The organism is Roseateles sp. GW821-FHT09G09, from assembly GCF_059415965.1.
Window position 1 is genome coordinate 45,847 of record NZ_JBWKOG010000001.1, and the last position, 17,146, is coordinate 62,992.

Annotated in this window: 15 protein-coding genes; 8 read left to right on the forward strand and 7 right to left on the reverse strand. The window is 70.2% G+C overall.

Features of this window, described 5'->3' with window-relative positions; translation table 11 throughout:
- The first annotated feature begins 175 nt into the window (after positions 1-175).
- The 4 genes from AC07O8_RS00200 (at position 176) to AC07O8_RS00215 (ending at position 7,025) form a co-directional block, all read left to right on the forward strand.
- A complete protein-coding gene (locus AC07O8_RS00200; protein WP_495046128.1) occupies positions 176-1,276 on the forward strand; it encodes a carbohydrate kinase in 1,101 nt (366 codons plus the stop codon).
- A 65-nt stretch (positions 1,277-1,341) separates the two neighbouring features.
- A complete protein-coding gene (locus AC07O8_RS00205; protein WP_495046129.1) occupies positions 1,342-2,271 on the forward strand; it encodes a pseudouridine-5'-phosphate glycosidase in 930 nt (309 codons plus the stop codon).
- Between the two features lie 251 nt (positions 2,272-2,522).
- Entirely contained in the window at positions 2,523-3,824 is a 1,302-nt protein-coding gene (locus AC07O8_RS00210) for an efflux RND transporter periplasmic adaptor subunit (protein ID WP_495046130.1), read from the forward strand.
- A 60-nt stretch (positions 3,825-3,884) separates the two neighbouring features.
- Complete coding sequence (locus tag AC07O8_RS00215) at positions 3,885-7,025, forward strand: efflux RND transporter permease subunit (protein ID WP_495046131.1); 3,141 nt, start codon at positions 3,885-3,887, stop codon at positions 7,023-7,025.
- Positions 7,026-7,115: 90 nt separating this feature from the next.
- On the opposite strand, the gene AC07O8_RS00220 is transcribed toward AC07O8_RS00215, so the two are convergent.
- The 4 genes from AC07O8_RS00220 to AC07O8_RS00235 all read right to left on the reverse strand — a co-directional run bounded on the left by AC07O8_RS00220 (position 7,116) and on the right by AC07O8_RS00235 (position 9,886).
- Entirely contained in the window at positions 7,116-7,724 is a 609-nt protein-coding gene (locus tag AC07O8_RS00220; RefSeq protein ID WP_495046132.1) for a DNA-3-methyladenine glycosylase I, read from the reverse strand.
- A 68-nt stretch (positions 7,725-7,792) separates the two neighbouring features.
- Positions 7,793-8,272 carry a low molecular weight protein-tyrosine-phosphatase gene (locus tag AC07O8_RS00225; protein WP_495046133.1) on the reverse strand — a complete coding sequence of 160 codons (480 nt, stop codon included), beginning with the start codon at positions 8,270-8,272 and terminating at the stop codon, positions 7,793-7,795.
- Positions 8,273-8,291: 19 nt separating this feature from the next.
- A complete protein-coding gene (gene rpe / locus AC07O8_RS00230) occupies positions 8,292-8,978 on the reverse strand; it encodes a ribulose-phosphate 3-epimerase (RefSeq protein WP_495046134.1) in 687 nt (228 codons plus the stop codon).
- A 74-nt stretch (positions 8,979-9,052) separates the two neighbouring features.
- Positions 9,053-9,886 carry a substrate-binding periplasmic protein gene (locus AC07O8_RS00235; protein WP_495046135.1) on the reverse strand — a complete coding sequence of 278 codons (834 nt, stop codon included), beginning with the start codon at positions 9,884-9,886 and terminating at the stop codon, positions 9,053-9,055.
- A 181-nt stretch (positions 9,887-10,067) separates the two neighbouring features.
- Between AC07O8_RS00235 and apaG the strand changes: the two genes are divergently transcribed.
- The 3 genes from apaG (at position 10,068) to mltA (ending at position 13,790) form a co-directional block, all read left to right on the forward strand.
- Positions 10,068-10,442: a Co2+/Mg2+ efflux facilitator ApaG/CorD gene (apaG, locus tag AC07O8_RS00240; RefSeq protein ID WP_297524240.1), complete on the forward strand. Its 375-nt coding sequence runs from the start codon at positions 10,068-10,070 to the stop codon at positions 10,440-10,442.
- The gene (gene tlpB, locus AC07O8_RS00245; protein ID WP_495046136.1) at positions 10,442-12,439 is read left to right on the forward strand and encodes a transporter-like protein TlpB; all 1,998 of its coding nucleotides are present in this window, start codon (positions 10,442-10,444) and stop codon (positions 12,437-12,439) included. The genes apaG and tlpB overlap by 1 nt, the downstream gene beginning before the upstream one ends.
- Positions 12,440-12,605: 166 nt before the next feature.
- Complete coding sequence (gene mltA, locus AC07O8_RS00250; RefSeq protein WP_495046137.1) at positions 12,606-13,790, forward strand: murein transglycosylase A; 1,185 nt, start codon at positions 12,606-12,608, stop codon at positions 13,788-13,790.
- On the opposite strand, the gene AC07O8_RS00255 is transcribed toward mltA, so the two are convergent.
- A complete protein-coding gene (locus AC07O8_RS00255; protein ID WP_067279015.1) occupies positions 13,780-14,061 on the reverse strand; it encodes a DUF427 domain-containing protein in 282 nt (93 codons plus the stop codon). The genes mltA and AC07O8_RS00255 overlap by 11 nt on opposite strands.
- Positions 14,062-14,072: 11 nt before the next feature.
- On the opposite strand from AC07O8_RS00255, the gene AC07O8_RS00260 reads away from it, so the two are divergent.
- The gene (locus tag AC07O8_RS00260; protein WP_495046138.1) at positions 14,073-14,342 is read left to right on the forward strand and encodes a hypothetical protein; all 270 of its coding nucleotides are present in this window, start codon (positions 14,073-14,075) and stop codon (positions 14,340-14,342) included.
- Between the two features lie 111 nt (positions 14,343-14,453).
- Here the strand turns inward: AC07O8_RS00260 and AC07O8_RS00265 are convergent, their stop codons facing one another.
- Both AC07O8_RS00265 and AC07O8_RS00270 read right to left on the reverse strand, forming a co-directional pair.
- The gene (locus AC07O8_RS00265; RefSeq protein WP_495046139.1) at positions 14,454-16,112 is read right to left on the reverse strand and encodes a GDYXXLXY domain-containing protein; all 1,659 of its coding nucleotides are present in this window, start codon (positions 16,110-16,112) and stop codon (positions 14,454-14,456) included.
- Positions 16,109-17,059: a DUF2157 domain-containing protein gene (locus AC07O8_RS00270; RefSeq protein ID WP_495046140.1), complete on the reverse strand. Its 951-nt coding sequence runs from the start codon at positions 17,057-17,059 to the stop codon at positions 16,109-16,111. The genes AC07O8_RS00265 and AC07O8_RS00270 overlap by 4 nt, the downstream gene beginning before the upstream one ends.
- Positions 17,060-17,146: the final 87 nt, after the last annotated feature.

The window sequence follows — 17,146 nt, forward strand, 5'->3', positions numbered from 1 at the left end:
TGTCTGTTCGCTGCGGCATGCCCCCCGCCGTATCCGGTCTGTGGGAGCGTCTGAAGCGTATGCAAAGTTCGCTATCCGCGCGAGCCCTTGCAGCGCCGGCGATAAGAATAAACAAATGTCTTATCGAAAGACATATGTTTGCGTCAAAGATCGAAGCTCTCTAGAATCCGCCGCCATGACGCCCCCCAAGGACCCCTCCTCGAAGGCACAGCTGCTGTCGCTGGTCGAAGCCAACCCCTTCATCGGCCAGCAGGAACTGGCGGACCGGCTGGGACTGTCCCGGTCCGCCGTGGCCGGCCACCTGGGGCAATTGACCCGCGAAGGGCGCATCCTCGGCCGCGCCTACGTGCTGCCGCAGCGCCAGCCCATCGTCTGCATAGGCGGCACCAACCTGGACCGCAAGCTGCGCGCCGTCGGACCGCTGCGCATGGGCAGTTCGAATCCGGCGCATCAGCATGAATCGGCCGGCGGCGTTGCCCGCAACATCGCGGAGAACCTGGGGCGCCTCGGTCTGCCGGTGCACCTGCTGACCGCCGTCGGCCGCGACGCCGCCGGGCAGACGCTGCTGGCGCAGCTGCAGGGACTCGGCGTCGATTGCGCCGGCTGCCTGCAGGCCGGGGACGCGGCGACGGGCAGCTACACGGCGGTGCTCGATCCCGACGGCGAGCTGGTGCTCGCGCTCGCGCACATGGAATTGACCGATCGGCTCGATCCCGCCTTCCTGCGCCAGACCGCGCCGCAGCGTGCGCCGGCGCGCTGGCTGGTCGCCGACCTGAACCTGCCGCGCGAGACGCTGGACGAACTCCGCGCCGAGGCGCGCCTGCGCGACCAGCGCCTGCTGCTCGTGGCCGTGTCGGAGCCGAAGATGGCGCGTCTCGGGCCCGACCTGCGCGGCGTCGAGTTGCTGGTGCTCAACCGGGGCGAACTGCAAGCGCTCATCGGTCGTCCGCTGCCCGACGACGACGAATTGAATGCCGCCTGGCGATCGCTGCGGCAGGCCGGCCTGCAGCGGCTCGTGATCAGCGACGGCGCGGACGGCGTCCGCTTCTCCGACGGCGACGCGCTCGTGCTGCTCCCCGCGCCGCCGCTGGACCCGGCCTCGATCCGCGAGGTCACCGGCGCTGGCGATGCGATGACCGCCGGCATCGCCGCCGCGCTGCACCGCGACCCCGACGACCTGCGCGGCGCCTGCGCGCTCGGCCTCCAGCTGGCGGCACTGACGCTGCAGAGCGACGCCACCGTCAGCGAGGCGCTGAGCCCGGCGCTGCTCGTCTGATCGACCCCTTCGACTCCTTCGACCCCTTCGAACCCTTCGAACCCTTCGAACGCGAAAGCACCCGCATGAACACGCAAGACCTGATCGACCGGAACCTCCTCGACTTCTCGCCCGAAGTGGCCGCCGCGCGTGCCGACGGCCGCCCGCTGGTGGCGCTGGAGTCCACGATCATTTCGCACGGCATGCCTTATCCGCAGAACGTGCAGACCGCGCGCGAGGTCGAGGCGATCGTGCGCGAACACGGCGCCGTGCCCGCGACGATCGCGGTGCTGGACGGGAAGATCCGCGTCGGCCTGAACGACGCGCAGCTCGAACTGCTGGGCCAGTCGCCCGACGCGATGAAGCTCAGCCGCCGCGACCTGCCCTTCGCGATCGCGACGGGCCGCGTCGGCGCCACGACGGTGGCCGCGACGATGATCTGCGCGCGTCTGGCGGGCATCGAGGTCTTCGTGACGGGCGGCATCGGCGGCGTGCATCGCGGCGCGGAAACCTCCTTCGACATCTCCGCCGACCTGCAGGAACTGGCCCGCACGCCGGTGGCCGTCGTCTGCGCGGGCGCCAAGAGCATCCTCGACCTGGCGCTGACGCTGGAGTATCTGGAGACGCACGGCGTGCCGGTGCTGTCGGTGGGTCAGGAGAACTTTGCCGCGTTCTACACGCGCGACAGCGGCTTGAAGGCGGACTTCCGCATCGACGCGCCGGCCGACCAGGCGCGGTTCCTGCGCACGAAGTGGGCGCTGGGACTGAGCGGCGGCGCGGTGATCAGCAACCCGGTGCCGGCCGCGCATGAAATGCCGCAGGCGGTCATCGACGGCTTCGTCGAGCAGGCGCTTCAGGAAGCCGCCACGCAAGGCATCAGCGGCAAGGCAGTCACGCCCTACCTGCTCGCCCGCATCAAGGACCTCAGCGGCGGCGCGAGCCTCGCCACCAATATCGCCCTCGTGAAGCACAACGCCGTCGTCGGGGCGGCGCTTGCCAAGGCACTCGCCCTCTGACGGCCGCCGGCCCTCACCCCCACCCTCTCCCGCAAGCGGGAGAGGGAGTCCGACCGGCTCTACTCGCAGCGCCTGCTCCTCTTGCTCCCTCTGGAAACGCTCGTTCACGCTCCAATCGCACAGGTTTTCCTCCCGCTCGCGCAGGATTAACCTGAACGAAACAATCATCGAAAGGACCGGACTTAACCTTCCGCGCCCTCAGGGAGCTTTGCAACGCGCTCCCTGGATGACTGTCGTTGGAGAACGTGTTCATGCGCCGCAAGCCCCTTGTCCTGTCCTTGATCGTCGTCCTGCTCGTCGCGGGCGGGGGATGGTGGTGGAAGTCGCGCGCCACCTCGCGTGACGGCGGCGACGCCGGCCCGGCGGCGGCCGCGCGCGGCGCCTCCGGCCCGGCCGGCACCCAGACCGTCGGCGTCGTCACCGCGCAGCGCCGCGACGTCCCGGTCACCGTCGAGGCCTCCGGCACCGTCACCCCGATCAACCAGGTCGACCTCCGCGCCCAGACCACCTCGACCATCCGCGACGTGCTGGTCCACGACGGCCAGACGGTCAACAAGGGCCAGGTGCTGTTCCGCTTCGACGAGCGCGCGGACCGCGCCAACCTCGACAAGGCCCGGGCCCAGCTTGCCCGCGACAAGGCCGCCCTCGGCGACCTGCAGCGCCAGTACGAACGCGCCAAGGACCTGCTGGCCCAGAACTTCGTCGCGCAGAGCGCCCTCGACACCGCGCTGGCCAGCCTGCAGGGCGGCCGCAGCCTCGTCGACGCGGACGCCGCCGCCGTCGAATCCGCGTCCGTCGCGCTCAGCTACAACGAGATCCGCGCCCCCTTCGCCGGCCGCGCCGGCGCCGTCAACGTCTGGCCCGGCAGTCTGGTCCAGGCGAGCGCCACCGGCACGCCGCTGGTCAACATCGTCCAGATCGATCCGATCGCCATCAGCTTCAACCTGCCCGAGACTGAGCTCGCCCCCGTGCTGGACGCGATGCGCCCCGGCGCCACCGGCGCGCAGGTCACGCCGCCCGAGGTGCAGGTCGTGCTGCCGTCGATCGAAGGCGGTCCGTCCCGCAAGGACAGCAAGGGCGGCAAGCCGGTCGAATCCGTGGCCCGCGGCAAGCTGACCTTCGTCGACAACCTCGTCGACGCGACCACCGGCACGATCAGGCTGAAGGCCGAGTTCACCAACGACGCGCAGAAGCTCTGGCCCGGTCAGTACCTGCGCGTGCGCATGACGCTGCGCAGCATGAAGGACGCGATCGTGATCCCGCAGGCCGCGATCATCCTGCGCGGCAACGACCGCCAGGTCTACGTCGTCGGTCCCGACAGGACCGCCCAGCTCAAGCCGGTGAAGCTGCGCTACACCTTCGGCGAGATGGCGGTGGTCGACGGCGTCGACGCGGGCGCGACCGTGGTACTGGACGGCAAGCAGAACCTCCGTCCCGGCACGCCGCTGCGCACACAGCCCGCCGCGGTCGATCCGGCCGCGGCCGCGCGCCTGGCCGCAGCTTCGGCCGCCGCGGGCGGTGGCGCCTCCGGCAACGACGTCGCCGCGCCCTGATCCGGCCTCCCGGCCCACGCCTTCGACGTTCCGACGCCTTCAGCCCCTGCGGAAGCTGCCATGAATCTCACCGAACTCTTCATCCGCCGGCCGGTCATGACCGTGCTGCTGAACGTGGCGCTGGTCGTCGCCGGCATCGCCGCCTGGAGTCGCATCCCGGTCGCCGCGCTGCCCAGCTTCAACACGCCGGTCATCAACGTGCAGGCGACGCTGCCCGGCGCCAGCCCCGAGACGATGGCCTCGTCCGTCGCGCTGCCGCTGGAGAAGCAGTTCTCGACGATCGCCGGCATCACGACGATCTCCTCGACCAACACGCTGGGCAACAGCTCGCTGACGCTGGAGTTCGACTCCGCGCGCGACATCGACGCCGCCGCGGTCGACGTGCAGGCGGCGCTGTTCCGCTCGCTGCGCGCGCTGCCGGTCGAGATGACGACGCCGCCGTCCTATCGCAAGGTCAACCCGGCCGACGCGCCGGTGCTGCTGGTGGCGCTGACCTCGCCGTCGATCAACCTGTCCGAGCTCAACGACTACGCCGAGAACCTGATCACCCCCAGCCTGTCGACCATCGACGGCGTGGCGCAGGTGTCCATCTACGGCCAGAAGCGTTTCGCGGTGCGCATCAAGGCGCGCAACGAGCTGCTCCAGCAGCGCAACATCACGCTCGACGAGCTGCAGGCCGCCGTCAAGGGCGCCAACGCCAACACGCCCGTCGGCACGCTGGACGGCGCGCGCCAGACGCTCACCATCCAGGCCAACAAGCAGCTGCGCGACGCCAACGCCTTCGGCGGCATCGTGGTGGCCACGCGCAACGGCGCGCCGGTGTTCCTGCGCGAGGTCGCCGACGTCGAGGACAGCTACGAGACCGTCAAGTCCTTCTCCAACTTCAACGGCGAGCGCTCCATCGTGCTGGCCGTGCAGCGCCAGCCCGACGCCAACACCGTCAAGGTCGTCGACGCGGTGAAGGCCATGCTGCCGCGCTTCGCCGCGCAGCTGCCGGCCTCGGTGCAGATGAGCACGCTCAACGACCGCTCGGTGTCCATCCGCGAAGGCCTGCACGACGTCTACTTCACGCTCGCGCTCACGGTGGCGCTGGTCGTGATGGTGATCTTCCTGTTCCTGCGCCGCATGGTGGCGACGCTGATCCCGACGCTGTCGCTGCCGATCTCGCTGATCGGCGCGGTGACGCTGCTGTTCGCGCTGGGCTACAGCCTGGACAACATCTCGCTGCTGGGCATCACGCTGGCCGTGGGCCTGGTGGTCGACGATGCGATCGTGATGCTGGAGAACATCTACCGCCACGTCGAGGACGGCATGGCGCCCTTCGACGCCGCCATCCGCGGCGCGCGCGAGATGGCCTTCACCATCATGTCGATCTCGATCTCGCTGATCGCGGTGCTGATCCCGATCTTCTTCATGCCGGGCGTGATCGGGCTACTGTTCCACGAGTTCGCCGTCGTCGTGTCGCTGGCCATCGGCGTGTCGGCCGGCGTCTCGCTGACGCTGGTGCCGATGCTGTGCAGCCGCTTCCTCAGCAGCCACCACGAGGTCGAGGAGAACGCGCTCGGCCGCAGCTTCGAAGCCGGCTTCGGCTGGGTGCTGAACAAGTACACGGCGTCGCTGGACTGGGCGCTGGCGCGCCGCTGGGTCGTGGGCGTGGTGGCGCTGGCCACCTTCATCGCCAGCGCGTGGCTCTGGATCGTCATCCCCAAGGGCTTCTTCCCGGAAGAGGACATCGGCCAGATCCAGGCCAGCACGGAAGCGTCCGAGGACATCTCCTTCGCCGCGATGACGGTGCTGCAGGAACGCGTCGCGCAGATCGTGCAGGACGATCCGTCGGTGGCCTCGGTGTCCGCCGCGGTGGGCGGCGGCGGGGGCGGCGGCAACGTCAACACGGGCCGGCTGTTCATCAACCTGAAGTCGCGCGGCGAGCGTCCGCCGATGCCGCAGGTGCTGGAGCAGCTGCGCAAGAAGCTGCGCGGCGTGCCCGGCATCGCGGTCTACCTGCGGCCGGTGCAGAACCTGCAGCTCGGCGGCCGGCAGTCCAAGAGCCGCTACCAGTTCACGCTGCAGTCGGTCAGCACCGGCGAGCTCAACACCTGGGCGGTGAAGCTGCAGGACAAGCTGCGCAACGACCCGGTGTTCCGCGACGTCACCAGCGACTCGCAGCTGCGCGGGCTGCAGGCCAACCTCGTCATCGACCGCGAGCGCGCGACGCTGCTGGGCGTGCAGATGCAGGACCTGCGCAACGCGCTGTACTCGGCCTTCGGCGAGCGCCAGGTCTCCAGCATCTACGCCGAGAGCAACACCTACCAGGTGATCATGGAGGCGACCGACAGCGACCGCCTGAGCGAGGACGCCTTCAACAAGATCTACCTGCGCGGCAAGAACAGCACGATGGTGCCCCTGACGGCCTTCGCGAGCGTGAAGCGCGAGCTGGGCCCGACGGCGGTCAACCACCAGGGCCAGCTGCAGGCGATCACGCTGAGCTTCAACCTGGCGCCGGACGTGCCGCTGGGCACGGCCACGGGCAAGATCGACCAGTTCACGAAGGAGATCGGCCTGCCGCCGTCCATCATCACCAGCTACGGCGGCGACGCGGCGGTGTTCAAGGACTCGCAGGGCGGCCAGCTGCTGCTGATCCTGCTGGCGATCGCGGTGATCTACGTGCTGCTGGGCGTGCTCTACGAGAGCTACATCCATCCGCTGACCATCCTGGCGGGCTTGCCGTCGGCGGCGGTGGGTGCGCTGCTCACCCTGCAGCTCGCGGGCATGGAGCTGACCATCATCGCGACGATCGGCATCCTGATGCTGGTGGGCATCGTGAAGAAGAACGCGATCATGATGATCGACTTCGCGCTCGACGCGCAGCGCAACGGCGGCATGACGCCGCAGCAGGCGATCCGCGAGGCCTGCATCCTGCGCTTCCGCCCGATCATGATGACGACACTGGCCGCGCTGATGGGCGCGCTGCCGATCGCGCTGGGCCTGGGCGCCGGCGCGGAGCTGCGCCAGCCGCTGGGGCTGGCGGTGGTCGGCGGGCTGATCCTGTCGCAGGCGGTGACGCTCTACATCACGCCGGTGATCTACCTGGCGCTGGACCGGTTCAGCGGGAAGGGGCCGGACACGCGGGAGGTGGCGCCCACGCGGTTGACCGAGCATCCCGAGCATCCGGAGCTTCCGGCGCCAGGGGTGGCGGACTGACGGGGACCGCCCACCTGCCATCGCCGAGCGCGGCCTCCACGGGGCATGGGGGCTCCCTCCAGGACCCCCAAGCCCCATGCCGGCCCGGCGTCACCGCGGCGGCTTGAAGTCGAGTCGGGCCGCGGCGGCCGTTTGTCGGCCGATGCATCCGGGCGCATGGTCGTTGACCAGCCCCATCGCCTGCATGAACGCGTAGACCGTCGTGGGTCCGACGAACTTCCAGCCGCGCTTCTTCAATTCCTTGGAGAGCTTCACCGAGGTCTCCGACGTGGGGCGCACATCGCCGCCCTCCTCCGGGTCCTCGAAGCGCCAGAAGAACGCGGCCAGCGAACCGGCTTCCTGCTGAAGCTCGAGCGCGCGGGACGCGTTGTGGATCGCCGCCTCGATCTTGCCGCGGTGGCGCACGATGCCCTCGTCCGCGAGCAGACGCGCGACGTCGGCCTCGCCGAACTTCGCGACCTTGGCGATCTCGAACTGTCGAAAGGCCTTGCGGAAGTTCTCGCGCTTGGCAAGGATGGTCCGCCAAGACAGCCCCGACTGGAACCCCTCCAGGCAGAGCTTCTCGAACAGCCGCCGGTCCTCGTGGACGGGGTAGCCCCATTCGTTGTCGTGGTACTCGCGGTACATGTCGAAGCCCGGGGCCTCGCACCACTTGCATCGCCACTGGCCGTCCGGCCCCTGCGCCAATCGATCGCTCATCGCCGCCCTCCCAGGCGTGTCTTGGACGCGCGATTCTGGCCCGAGCGCCGCCCGGCCTTGGCAGCAACTCAGCCGCCGGCCGTCTTGTGGAACACCGCCTCGTCCCTCGGCCACGTGTGCACGCGGGCCTCGATCAGGTCGAGCACCTGCACGAAGGCGCTGCCCGCGCCGTAGTACGGATCGGGCACCTCGTCCAGGCCCAGTCCGTTCATGCCCGCGAGGAACAGTCCGAGCTTCGCCGGCGAGATCGCGGGTTTCGCGGCCTTCAGGCCGCGCAGCACGTTGCGGTCCATCGCCAGGATCAGGTCGTAGCGGTCGAAATCCTCGGTCTTCACCTTGCGCGAGCGCCAGCGGCGGTCCATGCCGTAGCCGCGCTGCGCCAGCACCGTCAGCGCGCGCTTGTCGACGGGGTGCGCGCGCGACGACGCGAACACGCCGGCGGAGTGCACCTCGGTCAGGCCGAGTTCTCCGGCGCGCAGGCGCAGCACCGCCTCGGCCATGGGCGAGCGGCACAGGTTGGCCGCGCAGACCAGCAGCAGTCGGGTCACCGGGACGACGCCTCCGGACTCAGAGCGCCAGCTCGGCGCGCATCGCGTCGATGACGCCCTTGTAGTCGGGCTTGCCGAAGATCGCCGAGCCCGCCACGAAGGTGTCCGCGCCCGCAGCCGCGATCTCGCGGATGTTGTCGACCTTCACGCCGCCGTCGATCTCCAGGCGGATGTCGCGGCCGCTGGCCAGGATCATCGCCTTGGCCTGCTGCAGCTTCTTCAGCGCGCCAGGGATGAAGCTCTGGCCGCCGAAGCCCGGGTTGACGCTCATGATCAGCACCAGGTCGACCTTGTCGATCACCCACTCCAGCACGTCCAGCGGCGTGGCCGGGTTGAACACCAGGCCCGCCTGCGCGCCCTCGGACTTGATCAGCTGGATCGTGCGGTCGACGTGCTGGCTGGCCTCGGGATGGAAGCTCACCAGGTTCGCGCCCGCGCGGCAGAAGGCCTGCGCCAGGCTGTCCACCGGCTGCACCATCAGATGAACGTCGATCGGCGCCGGCGTGCCGTCGGGCTTGACGGCGTGCTTCTTCAAGGCCTCGCAGACCATCGGGCCGAAGGTCAGGTTGGGCACGTAATGGTTGTCCATCACGTCGAAGTGGATCCAGTCCGCGCCGGCCGCCAGCACATTGCGGACTTCCTCGCCCAGGTTGGCGAAATCGGCGGACAGGATGCTGGGGGCGATGCGGTAGGTGGGCGGGTTCATGGCGGGGCGGGCGCGCGGGCGCTGGCGGGGAAAGACGAGGATTGTAGGAAGGCTGCCGCGTGCGCGGGCGCCCGCTAGCGGTAACGCTCCGCGAGCCGTGCGATCTCGCCGGTCGCGCTGAGCTGGCGCAGGCGGTCGGTGAGCCGCTCCACCACCGCCTCGGGCAGCTGGCGCGAGACGACGACGTACTGGGTCTCCTCCTCGAAGACCTGCGGCCCGATGCGCACGCGCGACTCCAGGCCCGCGCCGCGCGCGGCCTGGCGCAGGTTGAAGTCCTGGCCGTAGACCCCGGCCGCGCGACCGCGCACCAGCATCTGCAGCGCTTCCTTGTCGCTGCGCGCCGATTCGATGAAGGCCACGTCCGCCTCCTGCAGCGTCGCGGCCAGCTTGGTGCCCTGCGCCAGCAGCAGCGGCTGGCGGCGCGCGAAGGCGCGCAACTCGTCCCAGGTGCGGGGCGTGCGCTCGTCGCCGACGCGCATCGCCAGCACATGCGAGATCCGGTACAGCGGCACCGGCAGGTAACGCATCAGCGCGTGGCGGTGCTCCGACTTCAGCAGGCAGAAGAACACGTCGAGGTCGCCGTTGCTCAGCATCAGCTCCAGGCGCCGCAACGGCACCTGCTGGTCCAGGCCCTCGATGTGCAGGTCCGGATCGGTGCGCATGACGGCGGCGGCGATCTCGCCGCACAGGCCGGGTCGCTGCGGGTCGCCCGACGCGTACTTGGCCGGCGCGCCGGCCTGCGCGGCGCTGCGCAGCGTCAACGGCCCCGTCGCCCCGGCGCCCGCAACCCCGGGAACGGCGGGCGCCGCGGGTCCGGACGGCGCCGCCATCACCGAATTCGCGGCGACCAGTCCCAGGTCGACGCAGACGGTCGCGGCCACGCCGACCAGCGCGCAGCCGCGCGCCATGGCCTGGCGTCGCGTGGGGCGAAGGAATGCCGACGGGTGTCCTGCCCTTGTCTCCATGACGGATGGCGTCCGGTGCGTGCCGGTCGCGTGTGGTGGTCCGCTCGAGCGCGTTCTGATGCTTGCTCTGTGCGGTACCCAGCATAGCCCACGTGGCGCTCCGCAGATTCCCTAGAATCCGTCGATGGCCCATCCGCACTTCCATTGCAGCGTCGTCGTCGAGCCGCTCGCCGACCAGACCTTCCCCGACCGCAACGAGTTTGCGTACGGCTACACCGTGACGATCGAGAACCGGGGCGACGTCACCGCCCAGTTGATCGGCCGCCACTGGACCATCGTGGACGGCAACGGCAAGGAACAGGAAGTGCACGGGCTGGCCGTCGTCGGCCACCAGCCGCTGCTGCAGCCGGGCGAGCGTTTCCAGTACAGCTCGTGGGCGCAGATCTCGACCCGCCACGGCACGATGAGCGGGCGCTTCCTGTGCGTCACGGACAAGGCCGAGGTCTTCCACGCCGAGGTGCCCGAGTTCCTGCTGGCCGACTCCGGTTCCCTGCATTGATGTTCCGTCGCCAGGGCTGGGACCTGACCGCGCTGCTGAACGCGGCGCAAGCGGCGCATCCGCAGGCGCCACTGGCCGAGCGCAATCTCTGGCTGGTGCGATTGATCGAATGGCTCCGGCACGCGCCGCTCAAGGACGACCGGGCACCGTCCGCACCGTCCGCGCCGCTGCCGATCCGCCGCCTCAAGTACCTGCTCCGCATGCTGGAGCGCCACCCCGATCATGCGAAGGCCTTCGCCGCGGTCATCGCCAGCGTCTGGGCGGACGTCGATGCGATCAGCCTGTTCGCGGAGGTCGGCTTCGCGCCGCGCATGGCGCTGTGGAACGAGTTCCTCGGCCGCCTGCGCCGTCGCCTGCTGCCGCTGAGCGCGGACACCAAGGACCTGTCCGAGCTCTTCGAGCTGCTGTTCCCGCACGAGGCCGACGAGCAGTGGATCAACGCGGTCGACGATGAACTGCTGGAGCGGCTGGGCCTGCTCTTCGCCGGCGCGCCCGAGGGCGACTGGCGCGACGAGATGCGCGCCGCGATCACGGTGCTGGTGAGCTCGGTGCGCTCGGCCGGCCTGTCCGGCGCGCTGCGCGTGCGCATGGATCCGCAGTTGCTGGCGCGGCGGCCCTTCCGGAACCTCGCGACGGCGTGGGAGCAGGTCGAGCACGCGCTCGTCGAGCACAACCGGGCCACGCTGCCGGGCCAGCTGCAGTACCTGCGCGGGCTGCTCGACGAATGCCGCGCGGCGGTGCGTTCCGTCCCGGATCATCTCGAGGAACACGGCGTCTCGGTGGACCTGATGTTCGGCGTGGAGCAGATGCAGGCGCGGCTGCGCCGTGTCGAGGACCTGCTGGCGGTGTTGCTGGCCGATCACCCGCAGCGCGAGCTGCTGCGCCTGGTCGCGGCGCTGGTGGCGGTGGTGCACGACCGCCGCAGCATCCGGACGCTGTTCGCGCGGCACTACTCGCTGCTGGCGCGCAAGGTCGCGGAACGCAGCGCCGAGACCGGCGAGCACTACATCACCCGCAACCGCGAGGAGTACGGCGACATGCTGCGTCGCGCCGGCGGCGGCGGGGTGGTGATCGCGGGCACGACCTTCATGAAGTTCGCGATCATGGCGGTGGGGTTGTCCGCGTTCTGGGGCGGCTTCTGGGCGGGCGTGAACTACGCGGCCAGCTTCGTCTTCATCCTGCTGATGCATTGGACCGTCGCGACCAAGCAGCCGGCGATGACGGCGCCGGCGCTGGCCGACAAGCTCCGCCACATCGACAGCGACGCGGGCTTGCAGGCCTTCGTCGACGAGGTCGTGCACCTGTTCCGCTCCCAGACGGCGGGCATCCTCGGCAACCTCGCGCTGGCGGCGCCGATGGTGCTCGTCGTGCAGCTGGCGGCGTGGCTGAGCTTCGGCAAGCCGCTGGTCGGCGTGAAGGAAGCCGAGCACGTGCTGCATTCGCTGAACGTGCTGGGGCCGTCGCTGTTCTTCGCCGTATTCACCGGGGTGCTGCTGTTCGCATCCAGCCTGATCGCGGGCTGGGTCGAGAACTGGTTCGTCTTCCACCGGCTGGACAGCGCCATCGCCTGGAACCCGCGCATCGTGGCGCGGCTGGGCGCGGGCCGGGCGGCCCGCTGGTCGCTCTGGTGGCGGGACAACATCTCGGGGCTGACCGCCAACATCAGCCTGGGCCTGATGCTCGGCCTGGTGCCGGCGCTGCTGGGCTTCTTCGGCCTGCCGATCGAGGTCAGGCACGTGACGCTGTCGACCGGCCAACTGGCCGCCGCGGCCGGGGCGCTGGGGCTGGACGTGCTCAAGCACTGGCCGTTCTGGCTCTGCGTGATCAGCATCCTGGGGACCGGCGTGCTGAACGTGGGCGTGAGCTTCTTCCTGGCGTTCAAGGTGGCGTTGCGCTCGCGCGGGATCCGGCTCGCGGACCAGCGGCGCGTGCGCGCGGCGATCTGGACGCGGATGCGCCGGCAGCCGATGAGCTTCCTGGTGCCGCCTAAGGGTTGAGGACGAAGGACGCTTGAATGCGGCGCACCGGCGGCGCACGGGAGCCGCTCAGGCGGCGTCGTGGTCGTCGGGCCGCTCGCCGCCCTTGCGGCCGGAGAACATCGTCCACCAGACGATGAAGACGAGCAGCGCGAGGGCGCCGAGCGCCTCCAGCAAAATCACGCCCATGATTCGTGGTCCGATCCGTAGCAGAACTCGCCGCTGGAGCGCGGCGCTGGCGATTCTAGGCGCGCTGGGCGCGGCCTCCGCGGCCATCCTCGCGACCCCGGCGTCTGCGGCGGGGCTGCCGATCGATCCGGAGAAGTTGCTCAACGGCGAGGACGACACCGCCGGCCGGCATGTGCTGCAGCGCGAGCGCGCCCGCTGGGTCGCCGCCGCGTGGAACGAGCTGCCCGGCTGGGGCCAGGACCGCGCGCTGGAATGGTGGCCCGCGCTGCTGCGCGGCTGCGAGAAGCCGATGCCGGGCTGGGCCGCGATCTGCACGCAGGCCCGCGGCTTCAAGCCGGGCGACGACTGGGACGCGATGGTCTGGCTGATGAAGCGCCTGCAGCCCTACCGCGTCGAGTCGCCGGACGGTCAGCGCGAAGGCGTGGCGACCGGTTACTACGAACCGGAGCTCGTCGCGCGCCGCCAGCCGCAGGGCGACTTCCGCGTGCCGCTGCTGGCGCCGCCGCAGGACCTGGCGCAGCGCAAGCCCTACGACACCCGTCAGCAGATCGAGGAACAGATCGAGAACAACGCGTCGCTGTCGCGGCTCAGCCTGGCCTGGGTGCAGGACCCGCTGGAGGCGCTGGTGATGCAGATCCAGGGCAGCGGGCGATTGCGCGTGACCGAGCCCGACGGCAGGAGCCGCTGGGTGCGGCTGTCCTTCGCGGCGCACAACGAGCAGCCTTACCGCTCGATGGGCCAGTGGCTGATCGCCCAGGGCGAGCTGCGGGCCACGGAGGCCTCGTGGCCGGGCATCAAGGACTGGGGGCGGCGCAATCCGCAGCGGCTCAAGGAGGCGATGTGGGCCAACCCGCGCTACGTCTTCTTCCGCGAGGAGCCGCTGCCCGATCTGGCGGTCGGTCCACGCGGGGGTCAGGGCGTGCCACTGACGCCGGGACGCTCGATCGCCGTGGACAAGGCCAGCATCCCCTACGGCACGCCGGTGTGGCTGGACACGACGGAGCCGCTGTCGACGACGCCGATGCGCCGGCTCGTGATGGCGCAGGACACCGGCGCGGCGATCGTCGGCGCGGTGCGGGCGGACTACTTCTGGGGCTGGGGCGAGGCCGCCGAGGCGCAGGCCGGCCGCATGAAGCAGCCGCTGCGGCTGTGGGTGCTGTGGCCGAAGACGCTCACTCGGTGACCTGGACGCCCTTCCAGAAGGCGACGCGGTCCTTGATCTCGGCGGCGGCCTCGGAGGGCTCCGGGTAATACCAGACGGCGTCCGGGTTCATGTCGCCGTGGACCATCAGGCTAAAGTAGTGCGCCTGGCCCTTCCACGGGCAGGACGTGCGGTGATTGCTGAACGTGGTGAACTCGCGTTTCAGCGAGGCGACGGGGAAGTAATGATTTCCCTCGACCACCACGGTGTCGTCGCTTTCGGCGATGACTTCGCCGTTCCAGATTGCCTTCATTCCAACTCCTCGTGCTCAAACGCTATTTCGCCCATCGGGGCAAGGACATCTTCGTCACCGCCGGGTCCGCCAGAGACCTCGCCCCCGGCAGTTTCGGGATCTGCGCGATCGGGGGCGGCGCGGAGGGCTGGTCCGTCGTCCATGTCGGCCCCGACGGCGACGCCGCCGACCTCGGCGGGGAGTACTACTTTGCCACCTCCGAGGAAGCCCTGGCGTTCCTGAAGGAACTGATCGACCTGATGGTGGATGGGGGTGAGCCGGAGGGGCTCTCGGAGGACTGAATCATCCGTGAGGCGATTGGGCGACCTAATCGCATCAAATTTGAGGCGATTAGAGGGGCTGATCGCCTCACAGGATGAGGCGATAAAGACTCGGGCCACGGGGCACAGGCTTCACAACGGCTTCAGGTCCTCCCCCACCACCCGCACCAGCAGTCCCTTGCCCTCGGGCGTCACGCGGAACTCGCCGTACTTCGCCGGCTGCCAGCGCGCCGCCTCGCCCTCCTTGAAGAACCAGGCGTCGGACACGAAGGTCCATTGGCCGCCCTTGGGTGCCAGCTCGAGCAGCTGAGCGCCAGCGGGCACCGCCTCACCTGGCGCGAGCAGCTTTGGCGAGTGCGCGATGCCGCGCTCATCGAGCAGCACGGCGACACGCGGCCGCGCGCCCCAGAGCAGGGAAGCATCCGGTTCGGATCGGAAACGCCATCCCACGCCCGGCAGGTCGTAGCTCAGCCGCATGTAATCGCCCTGCATCAGCGAGCGCGGATCCACAGGCGCCAGCTTCACGAAGACCGGGCGGCCGTCGGCGATCGAGCGCTCTCGCGCGGCGATCAGGATATTCACCAGCACGAGCGACAGCACGCCCGCGCCGAGCAGCACGGCCGTCGCCCCACGCATCGCGAGGGTCGACCGCGCGTCCCCGTCGGTCGATGACACCGCCGGATGCCACGCCAGCCAACGCACCCATGCCGCCAGCACCGCGCCGGCTGCGACCAGCGCCAGCGACTTGTGCGCGAGCGGCAGTTGCCACTCGTAGTACAGCGCCCCGATCGCCCACACGGCTGCCGCGCCGGCGAGCGCAGCCAGCCGCCAGCGTCGCGTCGACGCCATCAGCGCCAGCACCAGCAGGATGCCGCCGAGCGCCGGCATCAACGCGGAGAGCGCCACCAGCACCAGGACCGGCGGAGCCAACCGCGCCGCGCCCGCGGGACGCCACCGACGCCACAGCCAGGCGGCCGCGATGAGCGTCAGCAATGCCGACACGGTCCTCGACACCCAGATCAAGGTCACATCCGATGACGCCAGCCCCGGCGTCGCGCCCCGGAAGACGCCGCCGAGCACGCCGCCCATCGCGAACGACCAGCCCGCCGCCATGGCGAAGGCGGCCAGCACGGCCACCCACCAGCCCGTCAGCACCGGCTCAAGCATCGCTGCATGACGAGCAGAAGGCGCTCGTCGCCCCGCACCATGCTGCGCCACCATCAGCGCCAGGCCCACGAGCAGCAGCAAGGTCGCCAACGCCCACCCAATACCGCCATGGCGTTCGTACCAGGTGAGCGAGAACACCTCCTTGAAGGCCAGATGGCCGAGGTGCGCCACCGGCACGGCCATCGCCCCGCCGAGCAGCAGCCGCATCCACGACGCCCCCAGCAGCAGGATCAGGCCCGCGCCGCCCCCCAGCGCGACGACATCGACGCCCGCCGGCGGCAGGTCCTTCGCCAGGGCCATGAACAGCAGCACCAGGCCGGTGATCAGCAGGGGCACGGCGGCCTGCTCGAGGAACAGCGCGATCCCGCGGGACCGCAGCATCACCACCGACAGCGCGATCAACGAAAGGCCGAAGAGATAGCCGACGGCCTCGCGCTCGAGGGCCGAGCCGAACAGCGCGAAGAACAGCATCAGGAACGGCGGCACGGCGAGCCACGCGCCCAGCGCCGTCAGCAGCACGACGGGCCAGGGCCTCGTCGCCTCCGGCGCTTCCCGCGCTTCCCGCGGGTCCGTCGGCGCCAGTCCCTCCGCCCGGGCCTGTTCGATCCAGTCGACGCCGTTCATGCCCGCGCCTCCGCGGCGCGCAGGCGCCGCATGATCAGGCTGACGCTGACGGCCAGCAGCGCGCACGCGGCCATGCCGATCAGGAAGTAGCCGCCGACGTCCCACTTCTCGTCGACGATCCACCGCGCAAGACCTGCCACCAGCAAGGTGTCGACCGCCAGCGCGAGCGCGCTCAGCGCGAAGACTTCGGCGCGCCGCCACGCGAGCGCCAGCCCGATGCCCAGCACCCCGAGGCCGAGGAAGTACTGCGGCGCGACCTGCCGCGCGAACAGGCCGCCCAGCGCCGTGCCGGAGATCGCGATCACCGACGCCAGCACCGCCAAGCGCCACGCCCACGGCTGCGACGCCGCCGCCGGCCGCAGCGCAAGTCCGGCGCACAGCAGGCCGTACGCGACGAAGCCGATCGCATGCACCGGCACCGTGGCCGCGTCGAAGCGCCACGAATGGCCGCCGAAGGTTTCCATCCACAGCCCGATCCCGGTCGCGACCACCAGCGCCCACGGCGTCCACGCCAGGTCCGAGCGGGCGGCCCACGCGATCGGCAGCCCGAGCGCGGCCCAGAGCGCGAAGAGCTGCCAGGGATCGGCGCCGGTCTGGTAGGTCTGCCCGAAGAACGCCAGCAGGCCGCCCAGGGTCGGGAAGGCCGCCAGCGCCAGCGGCGCACGCCACGGCCTCAGCGTCGCCGCCGCCACCAGGCTGACGGCGAGCACCGCCTGCAGCAATCCGAAGCGCATGACGCGCCCGAAGTCGTCCCAGTTCGCCGCGACCCACAGGATCAAGCCGAATCCGATCAACCCTGCCGCCAGCGCGCCCGCGCCGCGGCGCAGCGGCGTCCACGGATCGCCCGGCGGATCATCGATACCGCTGAGCAGGCGCAAGCGCCGTGCGCTGGTCGCATCCAGGCCTTGCCGGGCCGTCCATTGGTACAACTGCTCGTGCAGACTCACGGGTTCCTCCCTCAGGATGCGACCGCCCGCAGGGGCCGCCGGTGATGTTCGTCGAGGGAGCCGATTCTTCCTCATCCTCCGCTTCTT

Bases quoted from the DNA above. Each gene is read 5' to 3' on its own strand.
- AC07O8_RS00200 (WP_495046128.1), top strand. From the start codon at position 176: ATGACGCCCCCCAAGGACCCCTCCTCGAAGGCACAGCTGCTGTCGCTG.
- AC07O8_RS00205 (WP_495046129.1), top strand. From the start codon at position 1,342: ATGAACACGCAAGACCTGATCGACCGGAACCTCCTCGACTTCTCGCCC.
- AC07O8_RS00210 (WP_495046130.1), top strand. From the start codon at position 2,523: ATGCGCCGCAAGCCCCTTGTCCTGTCCTTGATCGTCGTCCTGCTCGTC.
- AC07O8_RS00215 (WP_495046131.1), top strand. From the start codon at position 3,885: ATGAATCTCACCGAACTCTTCATCCGCCGGCCGGTCATGACCGTGCTG.
- AC07O8_RS00220 (WP_495046132.1), bottom strand. From the start codon at position 7,724: ATGAGCGATCGATTGGCGCAGGGGCCGGACGGCCAGTGGCGATGCAAG.
- rpe (WP_495046134.1), bottom strand. From the start codon at position 8,978: ATGAACCCGCCCACCTACCGCATCGCCCCCAGCATCCTGTCCGCCGAT.
- AC07O8_RS00235 (WP_495046135.1), bottom strand. From the start codon at position 9,886: ATGGCGCGCGGCTGCGCGCTGGTCGGCGTGGCCGCGACCGTCTGCGTC.
- apaG (WP_297524240.1), top strand. From the start codon at position 10,068: ATGGCCCATCCGCACTTCCATTGCAGCGTCGTCGTCGAGCCGCTCGCC.
- tlpB (WP_495046136.1), top strand. From the start codon at position 10,442: ATGTTCCGTCGCCAGGGCTGGGACCTGACCGCGCTGCTGAACGCGGCG.
- mltA (WP_495046137.1), top strand. From the start codon at position 12,606: ATGATTCGTGGTCCGATCCGTAGCAGAACTCGCCGCTGGAGCGCGGCG.
- AC07O8_RS00255 (WP_067279015.1), bottom strand. From the start codon at position 14,061: ATGAAGGCAATCTGGAACGGCGAAGTCATCGCCGAAAGCGACGACACC.
- AC07O8_RS00265 (WP_495046139.1), bottom strand. From the start codon at position 16,112: ATGAACGGCGTCGACTGGATCGAACAGGCCCGGGCGGAGGGACTGGCG.